At 67.1% G+C, this 21,610-nt stretch carries 20 protein-coding genes and 1 pseudogene; 7 read left to right on the forward strand and 14 right to left on the reverse strand.

The annotated features are described in order from the left end of the window. Window positions 1-6: 6 nt before the first annotated feature. Both argS and radC read right to left on the reverse strand, forming a co-directional pair. Window positions 7-1,695, reverse strand: coding sequence for an arginine--tRNA ligase (argS, locus tag QRM89_RS01000; RefSeq protein WP_011038936.1), 1,689 nt, complete (start codon window positions 1,693-1,695; stop codon window positions 7-9). Window positions 1,696-1,782: 87 nt separating this feature from the next. Further along, complete coding sequence (gene radC / locus QRM89_RS01005) at window positions 1,783-2,460, reverse strand: DNA repair protein RadC (RefSeq protein WP_011038935.1); 678 nt, start codon at window positions 2,458-2,460, stop codon at window positions 1,783-1,785. Window positions 2,461-2,556: 96 nt separating this feature from the next. Here radC and coaBC point away from each other — a divergent pair, with 96 nt between their 5' ends. From coaBC to QRM89_RS01020, 3 genes are read left to right on the forward strand one after another with little or no spacing between them, the layout of a single operon-like run. Further along, window positions 2,557-3,816, forward strand: a complete 1,260-nt coding sequence (coaBC, locus tag QRM89_RS01010) for a bifunctional phosphopantothenoylcysteine decarboxylase/phosphopantothenate--cysteine ligase CoaBC (protein WP_228419906.1) — start codon at window positions 2,557-2,559, stop codon at window positions 3,814-3,816. After that, window positions 3,804-4,271: a dUTP diphosphatase gene (gene dut, locus QRM89_RS01015; RefSeq protein WP_228419932.1), complete on the forward strand. Its 468-nt coding sequence runs from the start codon at window positions 3,804-3,806 to the stop codon at window positions 4,269-4,271. The genes coaBC and dut overlap by 13 nt, the downstream gene beginning before the upstream one ends. A gap of 15 nt (window positions 4,272-4,286) precedes the next feature. Then, complete coding sequence (locus QRM89_RS01020) at window positions 4,287-6,629, forward strand: phosphomannomutase/phosphoglucomutase (protein ID WP_285447082.1); 2,343 nt, start codon at window positions 4,287-4,289, stop codon at window positions 6,627-6,629. Between the two features lie 316 nt (window positions 6,630-6,945). On the opposite strand, the gene QRM89_RS01025 is transcribed toward QRM89_RS01020, so the two are convergent. From QRM89_RS01025 to pyrE, 10 genes and pseudogenes are all read right to left on the reverse strand, one after another. Beyond that, the gene (locus tag QRM89_RS01025; protein ID WP_228419910.1) at window positions 6,946-7,461 is read right to left on the reverse strand and encodes a hypothetical protein; all 516 of its coding nucleotides are present in this window, start codon (window positions 7,459-7,461) and stop codon (window positions 6,946-6,948) included. A 149-nt stretch (window positions 7,462-7,610) separates the two neighbouring features. Next, window positions 7,611-7,952, reverse strand: a complete 342-nt coding sequence (locus tag QRM89_RS01030; protein ID WP_011038930.1) for a lipid-A-disaccharide synthase N-terminal domain-containing protein — start codon at window positions 7,950-7,952, stop codon at window positions 7,611-7,613. Further along, on the reverse strand, window positions 7,952-8,674 hold the full coding sequence (locus QRM89_RS01035; protein ID WP_042595586.1) for a glycosyltransferase family 2 protein: 723 nt from the start codon (window positions 8,672-8,674) through the stop codon (window positions 7,952-7,954). Before QRM89_RS01035 ends, QRM89_RS01030 begins: the two co-directional genes overlap by 1 nt. Before the next feature lie 79 nt (window positions 8,675-8,753). Beyond that, on the reverse strand, window positions 8,754-9,719 hold the full coding sequence (locus QRM89_RS01040; RefSeq protein WP_285447083.1) for an SDR family NAD(P)-dependent oxidoreductase: 966 nt from the start codon (window positions 9,717-9,719) through the stop codon (window positions 8,754-8,756). 43 nt (window positions 9,720-9,762) lie between these two features. Continuing rightward, window positions 9,763-10,491: a suppressor of fused domain protein gene (locus QRM89_RS01045; protein WP_285447084.1), complete on the reverse strand. Its 729-nt coding sequence runs from the start codon at window positions 10,489-10,491 to the stop codon at window positions 9,763-9,765. A 95-nt stretch (window positions 10,492-10,586) separates the two neighbouring features. After that, window positions 10,587-10,874: pseudogene (locus QRM89_RS01050) on the reverse strand (helix-hairpin-helix domain-containing protein); the annotation flags it as partial. A gap of 25 nt (window positions 10,875-10,899) precedes the next feature. Further along, the gene (locus QRM89_RS01055; RefSeq protein WP_070693689.1) at window positions 10,900-11,829 is read right to left on the reverse strand and encodes a ParB/RepB/Spo0J family partition protein; all 930 of its coding nucleotides are present in this window, start codon (window positions 11,827-11,829) and stop codon (window positions 10,900-10,902) included. Further along, window positions 11,829-12,626, reverse strand: coding sequence for an AAA family ATPase (locus QRM89_RS01060; RefSeq protein WP_012439448.1), 798 nt, complete (start codon window positions 12,624-12,626; stop codon window positions 11,829-11,831). The genes QRM89_RS01055 and QRM89_RS01060 overlap by 1 nt, the downstream gene beginning before the upstream one ends. 114 nt (window positions 12,627-12,740) lie before the next feature. Continuing rightward, window positions 12,741-13,403, reverse strand: a complete 663-nt coding sequence (locus QRM89_RS01065) for a hypothetical protein (protein WP_285447085.1) — start codon at window positions 13,401-13,403, stop codon at window positions 12,741-12,743. Between the two features lie 25 nt (window positions 13,404-13,428). Then, window positions 13,429-14,088: an orotate phosphoribosyltransferase gene (gene pyrE, locus QRM89_RS01070; protein ID WP_103700854.1), complete on the reverse strand. Its 660-nt coding sequence runs from the start codon at window positions 14,086-14,088 to the stop codon at window positions 13,429-13,431. A 121-nt stretch (window positions 14,089-14,209) separates the two neighbouring features. Here pyrE and QRM89_RS01075 point away from each other — a divergent pair, with 121 nt between their 5' ends. From QRM89_RS01075 to QRM89_RS01085, 3 genes are all read left to right on the forward strand, one after another. Then, window positions 14,210-15,010, forward strand: coding sequence for an exodeoxyribonuclease III (locus QRM89_RS01075; RefSeq protein WP_285447086.1), 801 nt, complete (start codon window positions 14,210-14,212; stop codon window positions 15,008-15,010). 264 nt (window positions 15,011-15,274) lie between these two features. Continuing rightward, window positions 15,275-16,570: an MFS transporter gene (locus QRM89_RS01080; RefSeq protein ID WP_285447087.1), complete on the forward strand. Its 1,296-nt coding sequence runs from the start codon at window positions 15,275-15,277 to the stop codon at window positions 16,568-16,570. A 58-nt stretch (window positions 16,571-16,628) separates the two neighbouring features. Next, window positions 16,629-16,856 carry a hypothetical protein gene (locus tag QRM89_RS01085; protein WP_011038919.1) on the forward strand — a complete coding sequence of 76 codons (228 nt, stop codon included), beginning with the start codon at window positions 16,629-16,631 and terminating at the stop codon, window positions 16,854-16,856. 233 nt (window positions 16,857-17,089) lie between these two features. On the opposite strand, the gene QRM89_RS01090 is transcribed toward QRM89_RS01085, so the two are convergent. Beyond that, the gene (locus QRM89_RS01090; RefSeq protein WP_285447088.1) at window positions 17,090-18,232 is read right to left on the reverse strand and encodes an anhydro-N-acetylmuramic acid kinase; all 1,143 of its coding nucleotides are present in this window, start codon (window positions 18,230-18,232) and stop codon (window positions 17,090-17,092) included. A gap of 203 nt (window positions 18,233-18,435) precedes the next feature. Beyond that, window positions 18,436-19,854: a M23 family metallopeptidase gene (locus QRM89_RS01095; RefSeq protein WP_223647351.1), complete on the reverse strand. Its 1,419-nt coding sequence runs from the start codon at window positions 19,852-19,854 to the stop codon at window positions 18,436-18,438. Between the two features lie 172 nt (window positions 19,855-20,026). Between QRM89_RS01095 and tyrS the strand changes: the two genes are divergently transcribed. Next, window positions 20,027-21,238: a tyrosine--tRNA ligase gene (gene tyrS, locus QRM89_RS01100; RefSeq protein WP_103700857.1), complete on the forward strand. Its 1,212-nt coding sequence runs from the start codon at window positions 20,027-20,029 to the stop codon at window positions 21,236-21,238. Window positions 21,239-21,610 lie beyond the last annotated feature (372 nt).

The raw sequence follows: 21,610 nt of genomic DNA on the forward strand, positions 1-21,610 counted from the left end.
CGCTGATTACATCTTTTCTGGGGCGCTGACGCCGAGCAGTTCCAGGCCGTTGGCGAGAACTTGCTGGGTGGCCACCGCAAGGGTGAGCTTGGCGTCACGCTCGGCGGCATCGTCCACCAGCACCTTGCTGTTGTGATACCACGTGTGGAAGGCGTGCGCCAATTCACGCAGATACTGCGCAATCTGGTACGGCTCCAGCGTCTGGCCCGCCAATTCCACCACTTCGGCGTAGCGCGACAGCTCCAGCATCAGCGCCAGCGAATGTTCGTCGTCCAGGCGTGCAAGCTCGGCCATGCCGTGGGTCTGGTCGTACTTCAGGCCCTTTTCCTGCGCCTGGCGCAGCACGCTGCAGACGCGGGCATGCGCGTACTGCACATAGAACACCGGGTTGTCGTTGCTCTGCGCACGCGCCAGGTCGATATCGAAGGTGAGCTGCGAATCGGGCTTGCGCGCGATCAGGAACCAGCGCACCGCATCGGCGCTGGTTTCTTCGATCAGGTCGCGCAAGGTGACGTAGCTGCCGGCGCGCTTGGAAAGCTTCACTTCCTCGCCGCCGCGCATCACCGTGACCATCTGGTGCAGCACGTATTCCGGCCAGCCCTGCGGAATGCCCAGCTCCATCGCCTGCAGGCCGGCGCGCACGCGCGTCAGCGAGCCGTGGTGGTCGGCGCCCAGCTCGGTGATGGCGCGCTCATAGCCGCGCTGCCACTTGGTCAGGTGATAGGCCACGTCCGGCACGAAGTAGGTGTAGGTGCCGTCGGACTTGCGCATCACCCGGTCCTTGTCGTCGCCGAAGTCGGTGGACTTCAACCACAGCGCACCGCCTTCCTCGTAGGTGTGGCCGGAGGCGATCAGCTTCTGCACGGCTTCGTCGACCTTGCCGTCCTTGTACAGCGAGCTTTCCAGGAAATAGATATCGAAATCGACGCGGAACGCGGCCAGGTCGTGGTTCTGCTCGTTGCGCAGATACGCCACCGCAAAGCGACGGATCGATTCGAGATCGGCCGGATCCTTGGTGCCGGTGACCAGGTGGCCTTCCAGGTCGACGGTGTCGCCCGCCAGGTAGGCCTTTGCGACATCGGCGATGTAATCACCGCGGTAGCCGTTTTCCGGCCAGCCGGCGCTGTCCGGGGTGAGGCCCTGCGCGCGCGCCTGCACCGACAACGCCAGGTTCTCGATCTGCACGCCGGCATCGTTGTAATAGAACTCACGCTTGACGTTCCAGCCATTGGCATCGAGCACGCGCGCCAGGCTGTCGCCGATCGCCGCCGCGCGGCCGTGGCCGACATGCAGCGGGCCGGTCGGGTTGGCCGAGACATATTCCACACCCACCGAGCGGCCGTTGCCGGCCAGCCCGCGGCCGTAGTCGTGCCCCTGCTTGATCACATGGATCACTTCGCGCTGGTAGGCGGCCGGGGTGAGATGGAAATTGATGAAGCCCGGGCCGGCAATCTCCACGCGCGCTACATCGTCACTGGCCGGCAATGCGGCCAGCAGCGCCTGGGCCAGCGCACGCGGGTTGCTGCGCGCAGCCTTGGCCAGCAGCATCGCCGCATTGGTGGCGAAATCGCCGTGCTCGCGGGTCTTGGGCCGCTCGACCACAAAATCCGGCGGCAGGGTGTCGGCGGGCAGGGTGCCATTGGCGCGCAAGGCTTCGATGCCTTGGCCGATCAGTGCGCGGAGTTGGGCTTTCACGTGGGATCTGCTTGGAACGAAACCAGCGATTTTACCCGACCGGGCGGCCGCGGGTCCGAGTGACGATTCAGGTCCCGGCGCGCACGCTCACGGCACCCAGCCGCGCTCGGCCAGCGAGACCGGCCGGCCATCCCCGATCACGAAGTGGTCGAGCAGCCGGATATCCACCAGCCCCAAGGCCTGCAGCAGGCGCTGGGTGACCGCGCGGTCGGCCTCGGACGGCTCCGGATTGCCGGAGGGATGGTTGTGGCCCACCACCACCGCCGCCGCGTTGTGCAGTAGCGCTCGCCGCACCACTTCGCGCGGATGGATCTCGGCCGCATCGATGGTGCCGGTGAACAACTCCTCGAAGGCGATCGCGCGATGGCGGCTGTCCAGGAACAGTGCCGCGAACACTTCGTAGTTGCGCGCCCGCAGCCGCTGCGAGAAGTAGCGCCCCACGCTGCTGGGATCGCTCAAGGCCTCGCCGCGCTCCAGGTCGCTGAGCAGGTGCCGGTTGGCCAGCTCCAGCGCAGCGCTCAGCTTGCAGGCCGACGCCGGCCCCAGTCCGGGCAGGCGGGCCAGCGCCTTGGCCGGGCGATCCAGCAGGCAGCGCAGCGGGCCGTGCCGGTGCAGCAGGTCGCGCGCGGTGCGCACCGCGTCCTGGCCGCGCAACCCCGAGCCGACAAAGATCGCCAGCAGCTCGGCATCGGAGAGAACAGCGGCGCCGCGGGCCAGAAGTTTCTCGCGCGGGCGTTCGTCGGTGGGCCAGTCGTTAATGTGCATATGGCCAGATTGCCGGTGCTCATCGCCGACGCCTATCAGGCCGAACGGGGGCATCGGCTAATCTAGTTGTCCTTGTAACGGTAGGACGACTCCGACGTGACCGGCTCCACTCAGGCCCGCCCCCTGGACGGACAGCGCTTGCTGCTGTGCGTCGGCGGAGGCATTGCCGCCTACAAATCGCTCGAACTGGTCCGTCGCCTGCGCGACGCCGGTGCGCAGGTGCAGGTCGCCATGACCAGCGGCGCGCAGCAATTCGTCACCCCGCTCAGCTTCCAGGCGCTGTCCGGCCAGCCCACCCGCACCACCTTGTGGGACAGCGCTGCCGAGCAGGCCATGGGCCATATCGAACTGGCGCGTTGGGCCGACCGCGTGATCGTCGCGCCGGCCACCGCCGATCTGCTGGCGCGCCTGGCGCACGGCTTGGCCGACGACCTGGTCACCACCCTGTGCCTGGCCACCACTGCGCCACTGACCGTGGCGCCGGCGATGAATCACCGCATGTGGCTGCACCCGGCCACCCAGGCCAATATCGCCACCTTGCGCGCGCGCGGCGTGGCGGTGGTCGGCCCGGATGACGGCCCGTTGGCCGAGGGCGAATCCGGTCCCGGCCGCTTGGCCGAGCCGGCCGCGATCATCGCGGCGCTGGCCGGTGACGATCTGCGTCAAGACGCTGTTGCCGCGTCGCCGCCGGTGTTCGTTCCCAGTAGTGCTCAACTCGAAGGCCTGCGCATCGTGATCAGCGCCGGCCCTACCTTCGAGGACCTGGACCCGGTGCGCTACGTCGGCAACCGCAGCAGCGGCAAGATGGGCTACGCGCTGGCAGCGGCGGCCGCACGCCAGGGCGCCGATGTGGTGCTGGTCAGCGGGCCGGTGCACCAGACCACGCCCGACGGCGTGCAGCGCCTGGATGTGCGCTCGGCCGCGCAGATGCGCGATGCGGTGCTGGGCGCGTTCCCGGCCGACATCTACATTGGCGCGGCCGCAGTGGCCGACTACACGCCCAAGCGGGTGGTGTCGCAGAAAATCAAGAAGACCGGCGAGACGCTCACGCTGGAACTGGTGCGCACGCCGGACATCCTGTCCGAGGTCGCCGCGCAGACCGGCGCGCTGAAACTGGTGGTCGGTTTTGCTGCCGAAACGCACGACGTAGAGCATTACGCCCGTGGCAAGCTGGCGGCCAAGCGGCTGGACCTGATCATCGCCAATCAGGTGGGGATCGCCGGCGGTGGCTTCGAAAGCGACAACAATGCCGCCACCGCCTATTGGCAGGGCGGCGAACGTGCGTTTCCCAGCAACAGCAAGACGGACCTGGCCGAGCAATTGCTGGCCCTGATCGCGGAGAGATTGCAGGCATGACCCAGTCCTTGCAGGTGAAGTTGCTCGACCCGCGTTTCGGCGACCTGTGGCCGCTGCCGGCCTATGCCACCGAGGCCAGCGCCGGAATGGACCTGCGCGCGGCACTGGAGGCGCCGATGACGCTGGAGCCCGGCGATGCGGCGCTGATTCCCAGCGGCATCGCCATCCATCTGCACGACCCGCAGGTCTGCGCGGTGATCCTGCCGCGCTCCGGCCTGGGCCACCGGCACGGCATCGTGCTGGGTAATGGCACCGGTCTGATCGATGCCGATTACCAAGGGCCGCTGTTGATCAGCACCTGGAACCGTGGCCGTGAGGCCTTCACCATCGAGCCGGGCGATCGCATCGCGCAGTTGGTGATCCTGCCGATCGTGCGCGTGAGCTTGCAAGTGGTGGATACTTTCGTGGACAGCGCGCGGGGAGCGGGTGGATTCGGCCACACCGGCGTGCGCTGACAGGGGAGCTTGACGATGAGCAAGGCGAACGAGCGCAGGCAGGGGATGTCGGGCGTGCGGACGAGTGGACCGGTGTTGGGCGGCATGCTGCTGCTGTTGGCCGCCTGGTTTGGCTGGAACAGCTACGCGCAATGGCGCGAGGACGCGATCGCGCAGACGCTTGAGCAGGCGCGCGACCGCGCCGTGCAGGACGTGCGTCAGGCCATGACCTCGCAGGCCGGCCAGCTGGACGCCGTGCTCAAGCAACCTCAGGTAGTGGCCGCGCTGGCCGGCGGCGATGCACTCGCCGCTGCCTCGGCGATCCGCGAGCGCTTCAAGGGCGCCGAGGATGTGCAGGTGCTGCGCGGCGACCTCAGCGCGGCGTACGACAACCCCAAGGACTTCGGCTATGCGCGGCTGAGCTTGCTCGAGTCGGCGCTGGTCGGCGAACGTGCCCAGGTGCGCGTGGTGCGCGACGCCAAGCAGGTGCGGCTGGGCGTGGCCGCCGCGGTCGCCCTGGGCGGCCAGCCGGCGGTGGCCTACGCACGGCTGCCGTTGCTTCGCCTGACTGGCCCGCTCGATGCCATTGCCGTGCCCGGGCAGGCCTATCTGGCGTTGCGCCAGGGCAGCTTCAATGTGGTGGAGCAGGGCGATACCGCGCTGGCGGACGCCGCCGAAACCCTGGCCCGCCCGTTGGGCGACAGCGGCCTGCGCATCGCTGCGGCGGTGCCGCAAAGCGACAGCGGCCCGCTGGGGCTGGGCGCGCTCGGCTGCGCGATCGTGGCGGCACTGCTGCTGGTGATCGCGGTGCTGTTGGTGCTGGCCAGCCGGGGCCAGGTGGCCTTGCCGCGCCGCCGGGTGGCCGGTGATGCGGCCGCAGACGAGCCGACCTTCCGCCAGAGCCTGCAGCAGGACGCCAGCGTGGCCGGCGAGCCCCGCGCGCTGGACGCTGCCACGCCAGCGCCCGCGGTGCTGGTCCCGGCCGTGCAGGTCGCCGCGGAGATGTTCCGCGCGTACGACATCCGCGGCGTGGTGGGCAAGGATCTCAACCCCGGCATCGCCGCGCTGATCGGCCAGGCCATCGGCAGCGTGATGCAGGCGCAAGGCCTGCGCGACATCGTGGTCGGCCGCGATGGACGTTTGTCTGGCCCGGAACTGACCAACGGCCTGATCGAAGGCCTGCGCCGCGCCGGTTGCAACGTCACCGACATCGGCCTGGCGCCGACGCCGGTGGTGTACTTCGGCGCCTACGAATTGCGCGCCGGCAGCTGCGTGGCGGTGACAGGCAGCCACAATCCGCCCGACTACAACGGTTTCAAGATCGTGATCGGCGGCGAGACGCTCTCCGGTGCGGCGATCACCGAGCTGCACCAGCGCATCAACGAAGGCCGCCTGCATACCGCAGCCAGCCCCGGCGAACTGGAGCAGCGCGACATCAGCGATGCCTACATCCAGCGCATTGCCGACGACGTACAGCTGGACCGCCCGATCAAGGTGGTGGTGGACGCCGGCAATGGCGCGGCCGGCGAGATCGCGCCGCGCTTGTTGGAAGCCATCGGTGCGGAAGTGGTGCCACTGTATTGCGATATCGACGGCACTTTTCCCAATCACCATCCCGACCCGAGCGAGCCGCACAATCTCGGCGATCTGGTGCAGATGGTGCAGCGCTTCGATGCGGATATCGGTGTGGCTTTCGATGGCGATGCCGACCGCCTGGGCGTGGTCACCAAGGAAGGCGCCATCGTCTTCCCCGACCGCCTGCTGATGCTGTTTGCCGCCGACGTGCTGCAACGCAATCCCGGCGCGCTGGTGATCTACGACGTGAAGTGCACCGGCAAGCTGTCCGACTACGTGTTGCGCAACGGCGGCAGCCCGCTGATGTGGAAGACCGGGCATTCGCTGATCAAGGCGAAGATGCGCGAAACCGATGCCGAGCTGGCCGGTGAAATGAGCGGGCATTTCTTCTTCAAGGAGCGCTGGTACGGCTTCGACGATGGCATCTATGCCGCTGCGCGCCTGCTGGAAATCCTGGCCCAGCGCGAAGAGACCCCGTCCGACGTGCTCGGCGAGCTGCCCGAAAGCGTGTCCACGCCGGAGATCAAGGTGCCGGTGGACGGCGATGCGCATGCGTTGGTGGCCCGGTTCGTGGAGCGTGCGCAGGCCGGCGAGGAGTCGCCGTTCGATGCCGCGCGGTTGTCCACCATCGACGGGCTGCGCGCGGATTTCGGCGACGGCTGGGGCCTGGTACGTGCGTCCAACACCACCCCGATCCTGGTGCTGCGCTTCGAAGCCGACACCGCTGTGGCGCTGGAACGCATCCGCGCGCTGTTCCGCAGCGAACTGCAGGCGCTGCTGCCGGATCACCCGCTCGCATTCTGAGCACGGCAACCGCCGAGGCACTGCGCTGGCCGCATCGACCGCGGCCAGCGCGCTGGTGCCCTCGGCCAAACTGCGTTTTGTTCCGCAGTATCCGCACGTGAGGCTGCGTGTGCGTTGCTCGGCGGTGAGGAATAGCCACCCCGCCGCGGCGACGCAGCACTGACGTGTTTGCGCGACTTTCCCAGCGCACTCGCGCTGATTCCGCAGCTCAAGACGCATGGGGAAGAGCACCCGCCCGGTCTGCCGGGCACCATGGCCCGCGAGCGCAGGCCTCTTGCATTCGCTGATCCACGCCGCGCTGATCTGCACCGCACAGTCACCCGGCCCGCCGCGTCATCGCCGTGATGCCTGGCACCGCTATGCCACCTGCCTCGTGCGGCAGCCAGACCGCATCCCAGTACGGGTAGGCGCCCACGTGCGCGGCCAGCCCGGCGCGCACCGGCGCGGCCACCAGCGCACGCGCGAATTGCCGATGGTCGTTGGGCGCAGCCAACGGCGTCAGGGTGGGGTGCGGTTGCCAGACCGTACCGCCGCGTCCGCGTGCGCGATTGACCGCCTCTGCCGCCGCCTGGCACGCGCTGCCGGCGCGGTGCAGCAGCAGCGCCGGCTGATCCGCCTGCAACAACGCGCTCCAGTGATCGGGCAGCAGCACCCAGCACAGCAATCGCGTGCCATGCCAATGGCCACTACGCGACAGGCACGCCGCTGCAGCGCGCGCGCAGCGCCAGTCAGCGAACAGCGCCACCTGCTGATGGGTGTGCACCTGCAGATGCCAATGCCGCGCGGCGTTGGACGGCGGAGGTAGAGCGGGCAGGGGCTGGGCGCTGGGCATGCCCACAGCCTGCGTGGCAGCAACGTCGCCGCGCATCAGCGCGGCACCCACGCGCGATGAGGCAAACCCGGCAGCGCAGTGTCCGAAGAGGCGCCGTTTCAGGTGCGCGCTGGCGGTGCGCCAGCAGGCGCAGCAAACCTATCCAGTATTCAGTGCGAGGCGCGCTCGCGCTTCCAGCCGCGATGCTTGATGTCCAGGTATAGGCTGTAGAACGCGGTAAAGGCCGGGAACATGTTCTGCAGCACGCCCACCGAGTCCTGCTTGGCCGAAAACACGAAGTAGCTCAGCGTCATCAGGCTGCCGACCACGCTCATGTACCAGAACATGCGCGGGATCACCGGCTTGCCGGCGCGCTTGGAGGCCACGAACTGCACCAGCCAGCGGCCGCCGAACATCAGCGCGCCCACATAGCCGATCAGCTTCCAGCCGGTGACGTGCAGCCCGGTCCAGTACAGCCAGGTCAGCGGTTGATCCAGCCAGTGCAGCTCCATCAGCGCTCCTCCACCGCGGTGCGCTTGCTACGGGTGATCAGCCACGCCACGCCGCGCAGGTCGCGGATGCCCACCAGCGCCCGGTTGAGATTGTTGTACTTGGACACGCCGGCGGTGCGATGGCGGTGATGCACCGGCACGCTCACCGTGCGCCAACCGGCGCGCTGCATCAGCGCCGGCAGGTAGCGGTGCATGTGGTCGAAGTAGGGCAGGTCCAGGAAGGCCTCGCGCTCGAACAGTTTGATCCCGCAGCCGGTATCGGGGGTGTTGTCCTGCAGCATGCGCGAGCGGATCGCGTTGGCCCACTTGCTGGCCCAGCGCTTGGAGCCCGAATCCTGGCGGTTGACCCGCCAGCCGGCGAACAGCTTCACCTGCGGCTCGGCCTCGGCACGCGCAATGAGCAGTTTGGGGATGTCGGCCGGGTCGTTCTGGCCATCGCCATCGAGCGTGGCGATCCAGCTGGCGCGCGCGGCCTTGACCCCGCTGCGCACCGCCGTGCTCTGCCCGCTCTGGGTGACGTGGTGCAGCACGCGCAGTTCGGGGGTGCGGGTTTTCAGCTCCTGCAGCACCGCCAGCGTGTCATCGCGCGAGTGGTCGTCGACATAGACGATCTCGAAGGCGACCACGCCGCGCAACGCGGCCACGATCTCGCCGACCAGGGGCGCCACGTTGTCGCGCTCATTGAACACGGGGACGACGACGGAAAGCTGAGGTTGGCTCATGGGATCGTGGTGGCCCGGATGCAGGCGGAGCAAAAAAGATCGCGCATTGTGCCCTGACCATCTGAGCCGGGCATGAAGCTCAAGCGCGCGAGGCGAAATAACGTTGGCACCACTCCACCACCTGTGGCAGACCGAGCTCGACCGGCGTGGCCGGATCGAAGCCGAATGCCGCCTGCGCCCGCGAGGTGTCGGCCATGGTGCGCACCATGTCGCCTGGCTGCATCGGCCGGTACACCTTTTCGGCGGGCCGGCCGGCTGCCTGGGCGATCACGTCGATGAAGTATTCCAGTTCCACCGGGGTGTGGTTGCCCAGGTTGAACACGCGGTGCGGCACCGGCTCGCTGCTGGGGGCGTCCAGCGCGCCGAGCACGCCGGCCACGATGTCGGCCACGAAGGTAAAGTCGCGCTGCATCTTGCCGTGGTTGAACACCTCGATCGGGCGCCCGGCCAACACCGCGCGGCTGAAGATCAGCGGCGCCATGTCCGGCCGGCCCCATGGCCCATACACGGTGAAAAAGCGCAGCCCGGTGGCGCGCAGGCCGTACAGCTGCGCATAGGTGTAGCCCATCAACTCGTTGGCCGCCTTGGTCGCGGCATACAGCGAGCGTGGCTGGTCCACGCGCTGGTCTTCGGAGAACGGCGGGGTGGCCGAATCGCCGTAGACCGAGCTGCTTGACGCATACACCAGGTGCTGCACCCCGCGGTGGCGGCACAGCTCGAGCACGTTGACGAAGCCGATCAGGTTGCTGTCGACATAGGCATGCGGGTTTTCCAGCGAATAGCGCACGCCGGCCTGTGCAGCCAGGTGCACCACGCGGGTGGGCTGGATCTCGTCGAATAGCGCGGCCAGGCCTTCGCGGTCGGTGAGGTCCAGCGTGCGGATGTCGATCTGCGGGCACAGCGCGGCGACGCGGTCGTGCTTGAGCTGCGGGTCGTAGTAGCTGTTGTAGTTGTCCAGGCCCACCACGTTCTCGCCGCGCGCAGCCAGTGCGCGGCAGGTGTAGGCACCGATGAAACCGGCGGCGCCGGTGACGAGAATGGTCATGGCAATGGTCCTGAAAACGTCAAAGGGAAGGAGACAACAGCGCTCAGAACAGCCCGAAAAAGCGCTTCTTCGCCACGTTGCGGCGGCGCAGGTCGATGTCGTCCCGAATGTTGCCCGCATCGAGGCGATCCAGCAGTGCATCGCTGCCGTGGCTCAGCTTCAACGCCATTTCTTCCGGATACAACGGCACCACCGTCATGAAGGCGATGGTCTTGTCGGCATCGATGCGCAGCTGGGCAAATGCTTGCGGCGTGCTCACCGGCGGTAGCACGATCGCGCCGTCGAAGGCGACACCCGGCGCATACGGCTCGGCCGGGTTGCCATTGGGAACGGTATGGCCGAACCCCAGCCAGGTGTCGAACTTGTGCGGCAGCCGCGCCAGGTTCTTGAGCAGGCGGATGGGCCAGTAGTGGCGCTCGTCGTCGAAGTCGCGCTGGTCGACCGGCCAATCGCCCGGCAGGCTCAGCATCAGCTCCATGTAACGCGGCGCCTCCACCCCGTCGGGCAGCGTCATCGGCAGATCGCTCATGCCCGAGGTCACCAGGCGCAGATGCGGCGAGTGCGCATTGGGCGGCACGATGTGCACATCCACATGCACGGTATCGGAGAGGATTTCGTGGAACACACTCGCAATCGGCCCCAGGTGCTGCTCGATATGTGCGCTGATCTGCGCGAGGCATGCTTCGCCGCGTGCCGGCTCGAAGTCCTTGGCCTGCGCGTGGTGCAGGATCGGGCTGCCGGATGGGCTGATCGTCTCGTCGGCGTGGCTCATGGGCGGTGTTTGCCGTCGCTGCTGGCGCCAGTGCCGGTGCTGGTGTTGGCGACACGGCGCCCCGGCGGCGGCGCGGTTGCCCGCGTACCCGTGCGCTCGGCCGCTAGGGTTGCCTTGCGCTCGGCGCTGAAATCCCACCAATTGCGTGCCGGCTCGCCCTGCATGAAGCGCACCAGCGACAGGAAGACATCGATCACGCACGGGTCATGGGTGACGCCGGTGCGCAGGCAGAGCTGGGCGTACATATCGTAGGCATCGCGGCCGTGCAGCTGCGCCGGCATGCGGATGCCGATCTGCTGCAGGTCCTTTTCGCAGGCCGGCCCCACATTCGGCAGGTCGGTCAGGCGCAGCAGATGCGCGCGGTCCACTTTGGCGGGATGCATCGCTGATCCTCCTGCGCTGGCCGCATCACCCCGTGCGGGCGCGCAAGCGTTCCAGCACGCCGTCCAGGGTATCCAGATCGGTGTAGTGAATCACCAGCTTGCCCTTGCCGCCGCGGCCGTGGTTGAACACCACCTTGGTGCCCAGCGACTCGGACAGTTCGGTTTCCAGCGAGGCGATATCGGCCTGCGGCGCAACCGCGGCCGGTTTGCCCTTGCGCAGCGACCCCGGCACCTTGCCGGCGGCGAACTGCTGCGCGCGGTGTTCCACCTCGCGCACCGACCAGCCCTGGTCGGCCGCTTCCTGCGCCAGCTTGCTGGCCAGTTCCGGCGCCAGGGTGAGCAACGCACGCGCGTGGCCCATTTCCAGGCGGCGGGTTTCCAGCAGCACGCGGATGGCCACCGGCAATTCCAGCAGGCGCAGCAGGTTGGATACGGACGCACGCGAACGGCCCACCGCTTCGGCGGCCTCGGCGTGGGTCAACGAGAACTCGTCGATCAAGCGCTGCAGCGCCTGGGCTTCTTCCAGCGGGTTGAGGTCTTCGCGCTGGATGTTCTCGATCAGCGCCATCGCGATGACGGTGCGGTCGTCGAGCTCGCGCACCACCACCGGCACCTCGGTCAGCCCGGCCAGCTGCGAGGCGCGCCAACGGCGTTCGCCGGCGACGATCTCGAACTGCCCCGGCGCCAGTTCGCGCGCCACGATCGGCTGGATCACGCCCTGCGCCTTGATCGACTCCGCCAGCTCGGCCAGCTTGACCTCGTCCATCTCCCGGCGCGGCTGGTACTTGCCCGGCTGCAGCTGGGTGACCGGCAACTGGCGCAAGGTATCGCCGGGCTGCAGGGTGCTTTCGTCGGCGCCGGTCGGTGCCGCTGCGGCTGCCGCGCCCTTGGGTCCCAGCAGCGCTTCCAGGCCGCGGCCCAGTCCACGCTTCTTGGCAGGGGTCGGCTTGCTCATCAGACGGTCTCCATGGGCCGGACGGCCTTGTTGCGGTCGTTCTGGCGGCGCACGATCTCGCCGGCCAGGCCCAGGTAGGCCACCCCGCCGCGCGAGGTGCGGTCATAGCCCACGATGCTCTGGCCATGGCTGGGCGCCTCGGCCAGGCGCACGTTGCGCGGCACGATGGTGCGGAACACCTTGTCGCCAAAATGCTCGGTCAGCTCGGCCGACACCGCATTGGCCAGGTTGTTGCGGATGTCGAACATCGTGCGCAGCACGCCTTCGATCTCGAGCGCCGGATTGAGGTTGGCGCGCAGCGCTTCGATGGTTTCCAGCAGCGCGGTCAGCCCTTCCAGCGCGTAGTACTCGCACTGCATCGGCACGATGATCGAATCGGCCGCGGTCAGCGCGTTGAGCGTCAGCAGCGACAACGCCGGCGGGCAGTCGATCAGGATGAAGTCGTATTCGTCGCGGATCGGCGCCAACGCGCGCTTGAGTCGCTGTTCGCGCTCGCCCTGGTCCATCAGCTGGATCTCGGCGGCAGTCAGATCGATGTTGCCCGGCAGCAGGTCGAAGCCTTCCGGCGCGGTGACCCGGATCTCGGCGGCGGTGTTTTCACCCAGCAGCAGGTCGCAGGTAGAGGCGGCGACCTCGCGCTTGTCGATGCCGCTGCCCATCGTGGCGTTGCCCTGCGAGTCCAGATCCACCAGCAACACACGCTTGGGCGCGCGCGCCAGGCCGGCCGCCAGATTGACCGCGGTCGTGGTCTTGCCGACGCCGCCTTTCTGGTTGGCAATGGCGATGATCCGGGCCATGCGGGAGAGCCTCGTGGGCAAGGAGTAAGACCGGCCATTATGCGGGCTGGGCGCCGGATCGGGAAATGCGCCCCGACGGCGCTGCGTCACCCCTGCGGGCGGCGTCCGGCCGGCTCAGCCTGCCGGCGTGGCGGTGTCCTGCGCGCCCTTCATGGCCCGGTAGCGCTGCAGGATGTCGGTAATTTCCCCATCCAGCGCAGTGCGCTGCTGTTCGAAACTGCCCTGCAGGCGCAACTGCGCCATCAGCTCGCGATGGCGCTGCTGGATGTCGCCGGCCAGCTTGTCGGCCACCGCCTGGCCGGCCAGCTCGCGGTCACCGGCGGCACGCAGCATGCTGGCCAGGCCTTCGCGCAGGCTGGTCACGTTGAAGCGCGCGGTGTGGATGTTGTTGTCGACAATGGCGATGCGCTCATTGAACACCCGGCGCAGGTCGTCCTCGCTCTGGTACGACATCAGCATTGCCTGGTCGGTGCGCTTGCGCATCTGTTCGGCGGCCAGGTCGGCCTGGCGTTGCTGCTCGCTGGCCGCGGCGGCGGCGCGCTCGTCGCTGCTCATCGCGCGCTGCACCTCGGCGCTGCGCATGCCGCTTTTGACGTTGAATTCGTCGCGCGCCTGGTTCACCGCCTCCGGCGGCAGCGTATCGCTACAGACCCGGGCGCCGTTCTGGTTCCAGCAATAGAGTTTCTTCGCGGCCGGCTTGTCCTGCGCAACGCCGGGTGCGGCCACCACGGTGGCCGCAACGGCGGCCAGTAACGCCAAACGTGTGTGTATCGGCATCAGCGCAGCCCCCTGTCGCCTGCTATCAGCCTGTGGTGTCGGTTCCGTAGCGGCCACGATAGGCCAGCAGCGGTTCCCGGAAGCCCACAAGGTCGGCGTTTCCTGCCGCGAATGCAAGCAGGTCGGCGAGGTTGGCCACCGCGATCACCGGAATGCCGGCTTCGGCCGCCACCGCCTGCGCAGCCGAACGGCGGTCCTGCTCGGAGGCGATCTCCTGCCGGTCCAACGCCACCACGATGCCCGACGGCGTGCCGCCAGCGGCACGGATAATGCCCAAGGCCTCGCGGATCGCGGTGCCGGCGGTGATCACGTCATCGACGATCAGCACCTTGCGGCCCTGCAGCGGCGCCCCGATCAGCGTGCCGCCTTCGCCATGGTCCTTGGCTTCCTTGCGGTTGAACGCCAGCGGCAGGTCGCGGCCCCGCCCGGCATAGGCGCAGGCCAACGCCGTCGCCAGCGGGATGCCCTTGTAGGCCGGCCCGAACAGCAGGTCGAACTCCACCCCCGCCGCATCGATCGCATCGGCGTAGCACTGCGCCAGCTTGGCGGTCTTTGCGCCCGAATCGAAGCGCCCCGCATTGAAGAAATACGGGCTGAGCCGGCCGGACTTGAGCGTGAATTCGCCAAAGCGCAAGGCATCGGCATCCAGGGCCAGCTGCAGGAAACGGGTGCGGTGGTCGGTCATGGGGCGGGAATGGGGAATAGGGAGTCGGGAATGGTAAACGCATCGCAGCGCGGCAGCCTTCCTGGCGGCGCTGGGGTAGGCTTTACGATTCCCCATTCCCGACTCCCCATTCCCAGCTCTTATGCGCATCATCAGTTTCAACGCCAATGGCCTGCGGTCGGCCGCCAGCAAGGGGTTCTTCGAGTGGTTCGCCACCCAGGACGCGGATGTGCTGTGCATCCAGGAGACCAAGGCGCAGGAACATCAGCTGGCCGGGCCGGAATTCCTGCCCGCCGGCTACAAGGCCTGGTTTCGCGATGCCAGCACCAAGAAGGGCTACAGCGGCGTGGCGATCTACGCCAAGCGTGAACCCGACGAGGTGCGCACCGCGCTCGGTTGGCCGGAGTTCGACGAAGAAGGCCGCTATATCGAGGCCCGCTTCGGCAACCTCAGCGTGGTGTCGTTCTATATCCCGTCCGGCTCCTCGGGCGAGTTGCGGCAGGGCTACAAATTCCAGGTCATGGAATGGCTGCGCCCGATCCTGAGCGAATGGCTGGCCAGCGGCCGGCAGTACGTGCTGTGCGGCGACTGGAACATCGTGCGCTCGGCGCTGGACATCAAGAACTGGAAGTCCAACCAGAAGAACTCCGGCTGCCTGCCGCCCGAGCGCGACTGGCTCAACGGCCTGTGCGCCGACCTGCTGGAAGAGGCCGACGCCAGCAACGGGCGCGGCTGGGTGGACAGCTACCGCGTGCTGCATCCGCAGGGCGAGGACTACACCTGGTGGAGCAACCGCGGCGCTGCCCGCGCCAACAACGTGGGATGGCGCATCGACTACCAACTGGTCACCCCCGGGCTGCGCGACAAGGTGCAGGCCTGTTCCATCTACCGCGAGCAGCGCTTTTCCGACCATGCGCCGTACATCGTGGATTACGCGCCGTGAGCCAGTGGCGGCCATGGCGTGGTGCCGCCTCGCGCGGCGGTTACCGCAGCAGCGGCATCGCCGGGCTGCGGTGGATCGCCCGGACGGCGGCTCCTAGAAGGCGGGTCGGATAAGCCGCATGCCGTCCCAGTTGCAGCAGCGCGGTGAAGGCGACCGCCGCGCGTTCCATTCGAGGCGAAGGTTCGTCTTCGGCAGTTCGGTCCATACGGTGAGCGGCGACAATGGCGGCCGTCGCGCTTCCCATCACTTCCACCGGACGCCGTTATGACCCCGCCCGCATCCACGTACAAAGGCCTGAGCGGCATCCAGCGCGCCTTCGCAACCCCATCGGCCGCCACCATGGCGCTGCTCGGGTTCGGCAGCGGGCTACCGTTCCTGCTGATCGCCTCGCAAACGCTATCCACGCGCCTGCGTGATGTGGGCCTGGATCTGGGCAGCATTGGCCTGATCAGTCTGGCCAGCTTCTTCTACCTGTTGAAGTTTCTGTGGGCGCCGCTGCTCGACCGCTATGCGTTTCCGATCACGGCGTTCCTGGGCCGCCGCCGCTCCTGGCTGCTGGTCTCGCAAGTAGGCGTCAGCATCGGCTTGTTCGCGCTGGCGTTCTCGCGCCCGGACATGAGCGTCACCGGCCTGGTCGCGTGGGTCCTGTTTGCCTCGTTCTGGGGCGCCACCCAGGACTCGGTGGTGGATGCCTACCGCATCGAAATCGCACCCGACACTGCGCAGGCGGCGCTGGCGGCAACCTACACGCTGGGCTACCGCATCGGGCTGATCCTTGGCGGCGCCGGCGCGCTGTACATGGCCGAATACCTCAACTGGACCTGGGCGTATCTGGCCATGGCGGGGCTGATGCTGTTGCCCATCATCACCACCTTGGTGTGCCGCGAGCCGGTGCAGCCAGAGCTCACGGTGGTGCGCCGCATCGATGTGGTGGGCGCATTCTGGCAGCCCATCTCCAGCTTTTTCTCGGGCAATGGGCTGGCGCTGGGCCTGATGTTGCTGGCGTTTGTGGGCCTGTTCAAATTTCCCGACCAGGTGATCGGCGTGATGGCAGGGCCGTTCTATCTGGATTCGGGCTATACCAAGGCCGACATCGCCACCGTGTCCAAGTTGTTCGGTGTCTGGATGGGCATTGTTGGCGCGTTTGCCGGCGGTGCGGCGGTGGCGGCATTCGGCTTCCGGCGCATGCTGCTGGTTGCCGCGCTGGGTGTGGCGCTGTCCAACCTGGCCTTTCTGCTGATGGCGCAGAACCCCGGCAAGCTGTGGGCGTTCTACGCCGCGCTCAGCGCCGACAACCTGTTCCAGGGATTTGCCGGCACCGTGCTGGTGGCCTTCATGTCGTCGCTGACCAATCGCAATTTCACCGCCACCCAATACGCGTTGCTGGTCTCGCTGGCCAACCTGCCGGGCAAGTTTGCCGGCGGTGTCTCTGGCTTTCTAGTGGAGGCCACCTCCTACAGCACCTTCTTCATCCTGAGCGCCTTGACCGTCGTCCCGACCCTGGCGCTGCTCGCCTGGTTATGGCCGCGCTTGCAGGCCCATGACCGGCGGCCGGATTGAAACCGCTGCCAAGGTTGCCGATGATGCCGGCGGGGCAGGGCATCGCACGAGGAAGGGCATGACCGATCTGGTGTTGCGTGATATCGATCCGGTGCTGGTGGACCGGATCCGCCGCATTTCCGTTGCACGGGGCTGGACCCAGCACCAGACGGTGATGCATCTGCTCGAACAAGGCCTGTTCGCCAGCGAGTACGAAGTCACCGGCGGCCTGCAACATCCCGAAGTCGATGCGCTGGCCGAAGCCATTGCCGCGCTCAAGGCGCTGCCGGCGGGCAACACCCCCTGATAGCAGTTTAACTACGCTTTTTTCTGCGAGCGCTGAGTGCGGGGACACCGTCCAGGCGCGCCGGCCAGATGCTGCTTGCTCGCATCTGCATCAGAAGCAAGCGGTGCAACTGCATATCTTCAATCTGTGGCTAGTGCTGTCGCGCCATAGCTATCCAGCTAGAGGTTCGACGAGTAGACCGGCCTCGCGCCCAGCTGCAGCGGCTCGGGAAGCCAATTCCGGCTGCACGGCCCTCAGGCCGGATAAATCGCTCCCAGCAGCCGCGGCCCCGCCGCACCAGTCACCGATGGCAGATTGGCCGGCCGTCCGGCCAGGAGCTCGGCGGCGAGCCAGGCAAAGCCCATCGCCTCCAGGTAATCCGGATCCAGCCCATGGCGCGCGCTGGACTCCACCACCACGCCGGGCAGGCGCGCGGCCAACCGCGCCAGTAGCACCGGGTTGCGCACGCCGCCGCCGCAGACCAGCACGCGGCGCGTTGTCGGCTGGTGGCGCAGCAACGCATCGGCCACCGTGGCCGCCGTCAATTCCAGCAAGGTGGCCTGCACATCGGCCGGGCGCAGCGTCGCGGTGCCCATGGCCTGCCGTGCCCACGCCAGGTGAAATTGCTCACGGCCGGTGCTCTTGGGCGGCGGCAGTGCGAACCACGGGTCGGCCAACAGCGCCTGTAGCAACGCCGCATCGACCTTGCCGCTGGCGGCAAACGCGCCGTCGGCGTCGAACGGCTTACCTTGCTGCTGCTGGCACCAGCTATCGAGCAAGGCATTGGCCGGGCCGGTGTCAAAGCCCCGCACCGCGCCGTCGCGCGGGATCAGCGTCAGGTTGCCGATGCCGCCCAGGTTGAGCACCGCACGGTCTTCGTCGCTGGCACCCAGCATCGCCAGGTGGAAGGCCGGCATCAGCGGCGCACCCTGGCCGCCAGCCGCCACATCGCGCCGGCGGAAATCGGCCGCCGTGGTAATGCCGGTGTGTTCGGCGATCCGGCTGGCGTCGCCGATCTGCCAGGTAAAGGCCGGGTCGGCCTGTGGCCGGTGGCGGATGGTCTGCCCGTGCGAGCCGATCGCGCGGATCTGCTCGCGCGCCACGCCGGCCTCGGCAATCAGCTGATTGGCCGCGTCTGCAAACGCCAGCCCAACCTGAGCGTCCAGATGGCCCAAGCGGTCGATCGCCATCTGCTCGGCGCCCTGGCCGAGCGCGACCAACGCTTCGCGCAACTGTGGCTCCCAGCCCACCGTGATCCCAGCGACCAGTTCGCAGCGGCGGTGGCTGGCGTCGTCGAAGCGCACCAACGCCGCATCGATGCCGTCAGCACTGGTGCCTGACATCAAGCCGAGATAGAGCGGGGAGTGCGGGGAGTGCGTGTGTGTTGGAGCAGACATGCCGGAGCCAGATGCGGAGCGGTCACGCAGCTTGTGCAGCCCAGGCAGGGCCGTCAACCGGGCGTTGGTCGAAGCGCGGTGGTTCGGGTCTGGCGGCCAAGTGCTGGCCGCCGTGCACCACCGTCTGCGCCTGGGCAGCAACGCTCGCGGGAGCTAAAGCGCGCCGCGAGCGCTGATCAATCGGCCACCAGGGCAGGCCGCCCTCAGCCGCGCGGCTTGCCCTTGGCAGGCTTGCCGGCGTCGGCGTAGATCAACTTCTCCATGCCTTCGATACGTGCCATCGCCGGCGCGGTCTGCGCGCGGAAGGCTGCGAGCTCGGCGCCCTGCAGCGGCTCCGGTGGTGGCATCGTCACCGACATCGGGTTGCGCTGCTGCCCGCCAACGCGGAATTCATAATGCAGATGCGGCCCGGTCGCCAAGCCGGTCATGCCGACATACCCGATCACCGTACCCTGGTTGATGCGCTGGCCGGCCTTGACCTTGCCAAACCGCGACATATGGCCGTACAGCGTGCTGTAGTTCTTGCCGTGGTCCAGGATCACCACGTTGCCATAGCCGCGCTGGGTGCCCACAAACACCACCCGCGCATCGCCTGCCGCCATGATCGGCGTACCGGAAGCGGCCGCGTAGTCCACGCCCTTGTGCATGCGCATCGTGCCCAGTACCGGGTGCTTGCGTGCGCCAAAGCTCGAGCTGATCCGGCTATAGGCCACCGGCATGCGGATGAAGCTCTTCTTCAGCGGGCGCCCGGTGATGTCGAAATATTCCGCCGGCTTGCCTGCGCGCTCGAAGCGGAAACCGGTATAGGTCTTGCCGCCGGTGGTGAAGGTGGCCGCCAGGATGTCGCCGGTGCTGATCCGCTCGCCTTCGCGCCAGGTCTCGTCCATCACCACGCTGAAGCGGTCGCCCGGCTGCAGATCCTTATCGAAGTCGATGTCGTACTTGAAGATATCGTCGGTCATCACCGCGACCGCCGCCGGGGAGAGCCCGGATTTGCTGGCCGAGGCATACAACGAGCTGGTGATCTCGCCGCTGGCCACCACCGTGCGGGTGCTGGTCGCCCGCTCGGTGACGTTCTCGCGCACGCTGTCGCCCAGCAGGCGCAGCTCCACCCGGTGACTGTCGTCGCGATCGAAGCGCAGCGCCCGCAACTCACCGGGGGTGGGCATGTCGAAGGCGATTTCCGTGCCGGGGCGCAGCTTGGTCAGCGCCTCCTTGGTCCCCGGATGCGCCAGCACCTGGTACATCACGGTCGTCGGAATGCCCAGCTCCCCGAACAGGGTGCTTAGCGTCTGCCCGGACTTGACCTTGAGGATTTCCCAGTCCGTGCCCGGCCCCAGTGCCTTGCGGCTGGGTACCAGCGGCGGCAGCGGCAGTGCCAAGGTGGCATGGCTGGAAAGCGGCGCATCGATGGCATTGGAAAAGCCCGGCACGATCGTCGCCACCATCGCGCCGATCGTCGCGAACAGGCTGGCATGGATCCAGTGGCGGCGCGTCCAGCGGTCATTGAACGCCGCCGGCAGGTGTTCCTTGAGCTTGCGATGCAGTGCAGTGTCGTGGAGGACGTGGAGGCGTTCTTGGAAGCGCCGCTTGCGTGCACGGCCCTGCTCTGAGTTCTGCATCGTTGGAAGTCTCCGGGACGGCTCGAAGTGCGAGCCCAAACGCCGGTACCATAGACAGCGATCAACAGCGCGTCAAACCATTGAGCCTGTTCATTATTTTCACTTGGCGCGGTATTAACCTGCGTTTAACTTAATTCATGTTGTTGACGGCGAACGCCGCTGGAGTCTGTGGTTGGCCACTATCGATGAATCCCTTGCGCTCATTGGCCGCGGTGCCGAGGAGATCCTCAAGCTTGAGCAGCTCGAAGCGCGCCTGACCTCCGGTGTGCCGTTGCGGGTGAAGGCCGGTTTCGATCCCACCGCACCGGATCTGCATCTCGGCCACACCGTGTTGCTCAACAAGATGCGCCAGTTCCAGGAGCTGGGGCACCAGGTGATTTTCCTGATCGGCGACTTCACCGGCATGATCGGCGACCCGAGCGGCAAGAACGTCACCCGCAAGCCGCTCAGCCGTGAGGACGTGCTCGCCAATGCACGGACCTATGAAGAGCAGGTCTTCAAGATCCTGGATCGCACAAGGACCGAGGTGCGCTTCAACTCCGAATGGTTCGGCCAGATGAGCGCCGCGGACATGATCAAGCTGTCCGCCCAGCACACCGTGGCGCGCATGCTCGAGCGCGACGACTTCGCCAAGCGCTTTGCCGGCCAGCAACCGATCGCCATCCACGAATTTCTATATCCGCTGGTGCAGGGCTATGACTCGGTGGCCCTCAAGGCGGACGTCGAGCTCGGCGGCACCGACCAGACATTCAACCTGCTGATGGGGCGTGGCCTGCAGGAGCACTACGGTCAGGCGCCGCAGGTCGTGCTGACCATGCCACTGCTGGAAGGCCTGGACGGCGTCGCCAAGATGTCCAAATCCCTGGGCAACTACATCGGCATCAACGAGCCGGCCATCGACATCGTCACCAAGACCATGAAGATCGGCGATGCGCTGACCTGGCGCTGGATCGACTTGCTCTCCTTCGATATCAGCGTTGCCGAGGCTGCCCGTCTTAAAGAAGATGTCTCCGCCGGCAACCTGCATCCGCGCGACGTCAAACTGCGCTTGGCGCGCGAGCTGGCGACCCGGTTCCACGATGCAGCCACTGCCGAGCAGGCCATCGCCGGCTGGCATGCCGTAGTGACCGGGCAGGGCGACACCAGTGTGTTGCCGCTCCAGCAGGTCAGCGTTCCCGCAGAAGGCCTGCGGATCGCCAGTTTGCTCACTGCGGCCGGGCTGACACCCAGCAACTCCGAAGCCACCCGCAAGCTCAAGGAGCGGGCAGTCAAGATCGACGGCGAAGTGGTCGACGACCTCGCTCGCCAGTTCGGCCCCGGCTTTGAGGGCGTCATCCAGGTGGGCAAGCGCAACTTTGCCCGCGTTGCGTTGGTAACCAGCTGAGTTGCCTGGGTCGAACAGGGATGATGCAGGCAAGTGATCTGTGCCGCTCGCGGCTATCTATATAGAGCGTCGTCAGCGCTTCAGCGTTTGATGAGCTAATTGATCAAATCGGTAGTCTCTATAGATAGGAAACGTGCGTCAGGCGGCTAGCAACGTGCGCCCGCGCACGCTTCCAAACTCGTGGCAAGGATCAGTGAAATTTTTTTCACAAACCCCTTCCCAAATGCGTTTGACCGGCCCATAATTCGCCTCCCCCAACGCAACGGCCCCGCAGAAGCGGAACCAGCGCAAAGGGCTCGAAAACAGCCTGAAATTAGGGTGTTGACGAAACGGAAAAGCCGGCTATGATGGGCGGCTCGCTACACGGAAAGA

The organism is Xanthomonas sp. LMC-A-07 (genome assembly GCF_030208825.1).
GTDB classification, from domain to species: domain Bacteria; phylum Pseudomonadota; class Gammaproteobacteria; order Xanthomonadales; family Xanthomonadaceae; genus Xanthomonas; species Xanthomonas campestris.

Bases quoted from the DNA above. Each gene is read 5' to 3' on its own strand.
- QRM89_RS01055 (WP_070693689.1), bottom strand. From the start codon at position 11,829: ATGAGCAAGCCGACCCCTGCCAAGAAGCGTGGACTGGGCCGCGGCCTG.
- pyrE (WP_103700854.1), bottom strand. From the start codon at position 14,088: ATGACCGACCACCGCACCCGTTTCCTGCAGCTGGCCCTGGATGCCGAT.
- radC (WP_011038935.1), bottom strand. From the start codon at position 2,460: ATGCACATTAACGACTGGCCCACCGACGAACGCCCGCGCGAGAAACTT.
- QRM89_RS01075 (WP_285447086.1), top strand. From the start codon at position 14,210: ATGCGCATCATCAGTTTCAACGCCAATGGCCTGCGGTCGGCCGCCAGC.
- QRM89_RS01080 (WP_285447087.1), top strand. From the start codon at position 15,275: ATGACCCCGCCCGCATCCACGTACAAAGGCCTGAGCGGCATCCAGCGC.
- QRM89_RS01085 (WP_011038919.1), top strand. From the start codon at position 16,629: ATGACCGATCTGGTGTTGCGTGATATCGATCCGGTGCTGGTGGACCGG.
- QRM89_RS01095 (WP_223647351.1), bottom strand. From the start codon at position 19,854: ATGCAGAACTCAGAGCAGGGCCGTGCACGCAAGCGGCGCTTCCAAGAA.
- QRM89_RS01045 (WP_285447084.1), bottom strand. From the start codon at position 10,491: ATGAGCCACGCCGACGAGACGATCAGCCCATCCGGCAGCCCGATCCTG.
- QRM89_RS01025 (WP_228419910.1), bottom strand. From the start codon at position 7,461: ATGCCCAGCGCCCAGCCCCTGCCCGCTCTACCTCCGCCGTCCAACGCC.
- QRM89_RS01090 (WP_285447088.1), bottom strand. From the start codon at position 18,232: ATGTCTGCTCCAACACACACGCACTCCCCGCACTCCCCGCTCTATCTC.
- QRM89_RS01030 (WP_011038930.1), bottom strand. From the start codon at position 7,952: ATGGAGCTGCACTGGCTGGATCAACCGCTGACCTGGCTGTACTGGACC.
- QRM89_RS01035 (WP_042595586.1), bottom strand. From the start codon at position 8,674: ATGAGCCAACCTCAGCTTTCCGTCGTCGTCCCCGTGTTCAATGAGCGC.
- QRM89_RS01020 (WP_285447082.1), top strand. From the start codon at position 4,287: ATGAGCAAGGCGAACGAGCGCAGGCAGGGGATGTCGGGCGTGCGGACG.
- QRM89_RS01060 (WP_012439448.1), bottom strand. From the start codon at position 12,626: ATGGCCCGGATCATCGCCATTGCCAACCAGAAAGGCGGCGTCGGCAAG.
- QRM89_RS01040 (WP_285447083.1), bottom strand. From the start codon at position 9,719: ATGACCATTCTCGTCACCGGCGCCGCCGGTTTCATCGGTGCCTACACC.
- QRM89_RS01065 (WP_285447085.1), bottom strand. From the start codon at position 13,403: ATGCCGATACACACACGTTTGGCGTTACTGGCCGCCGTTGCGGCCACC.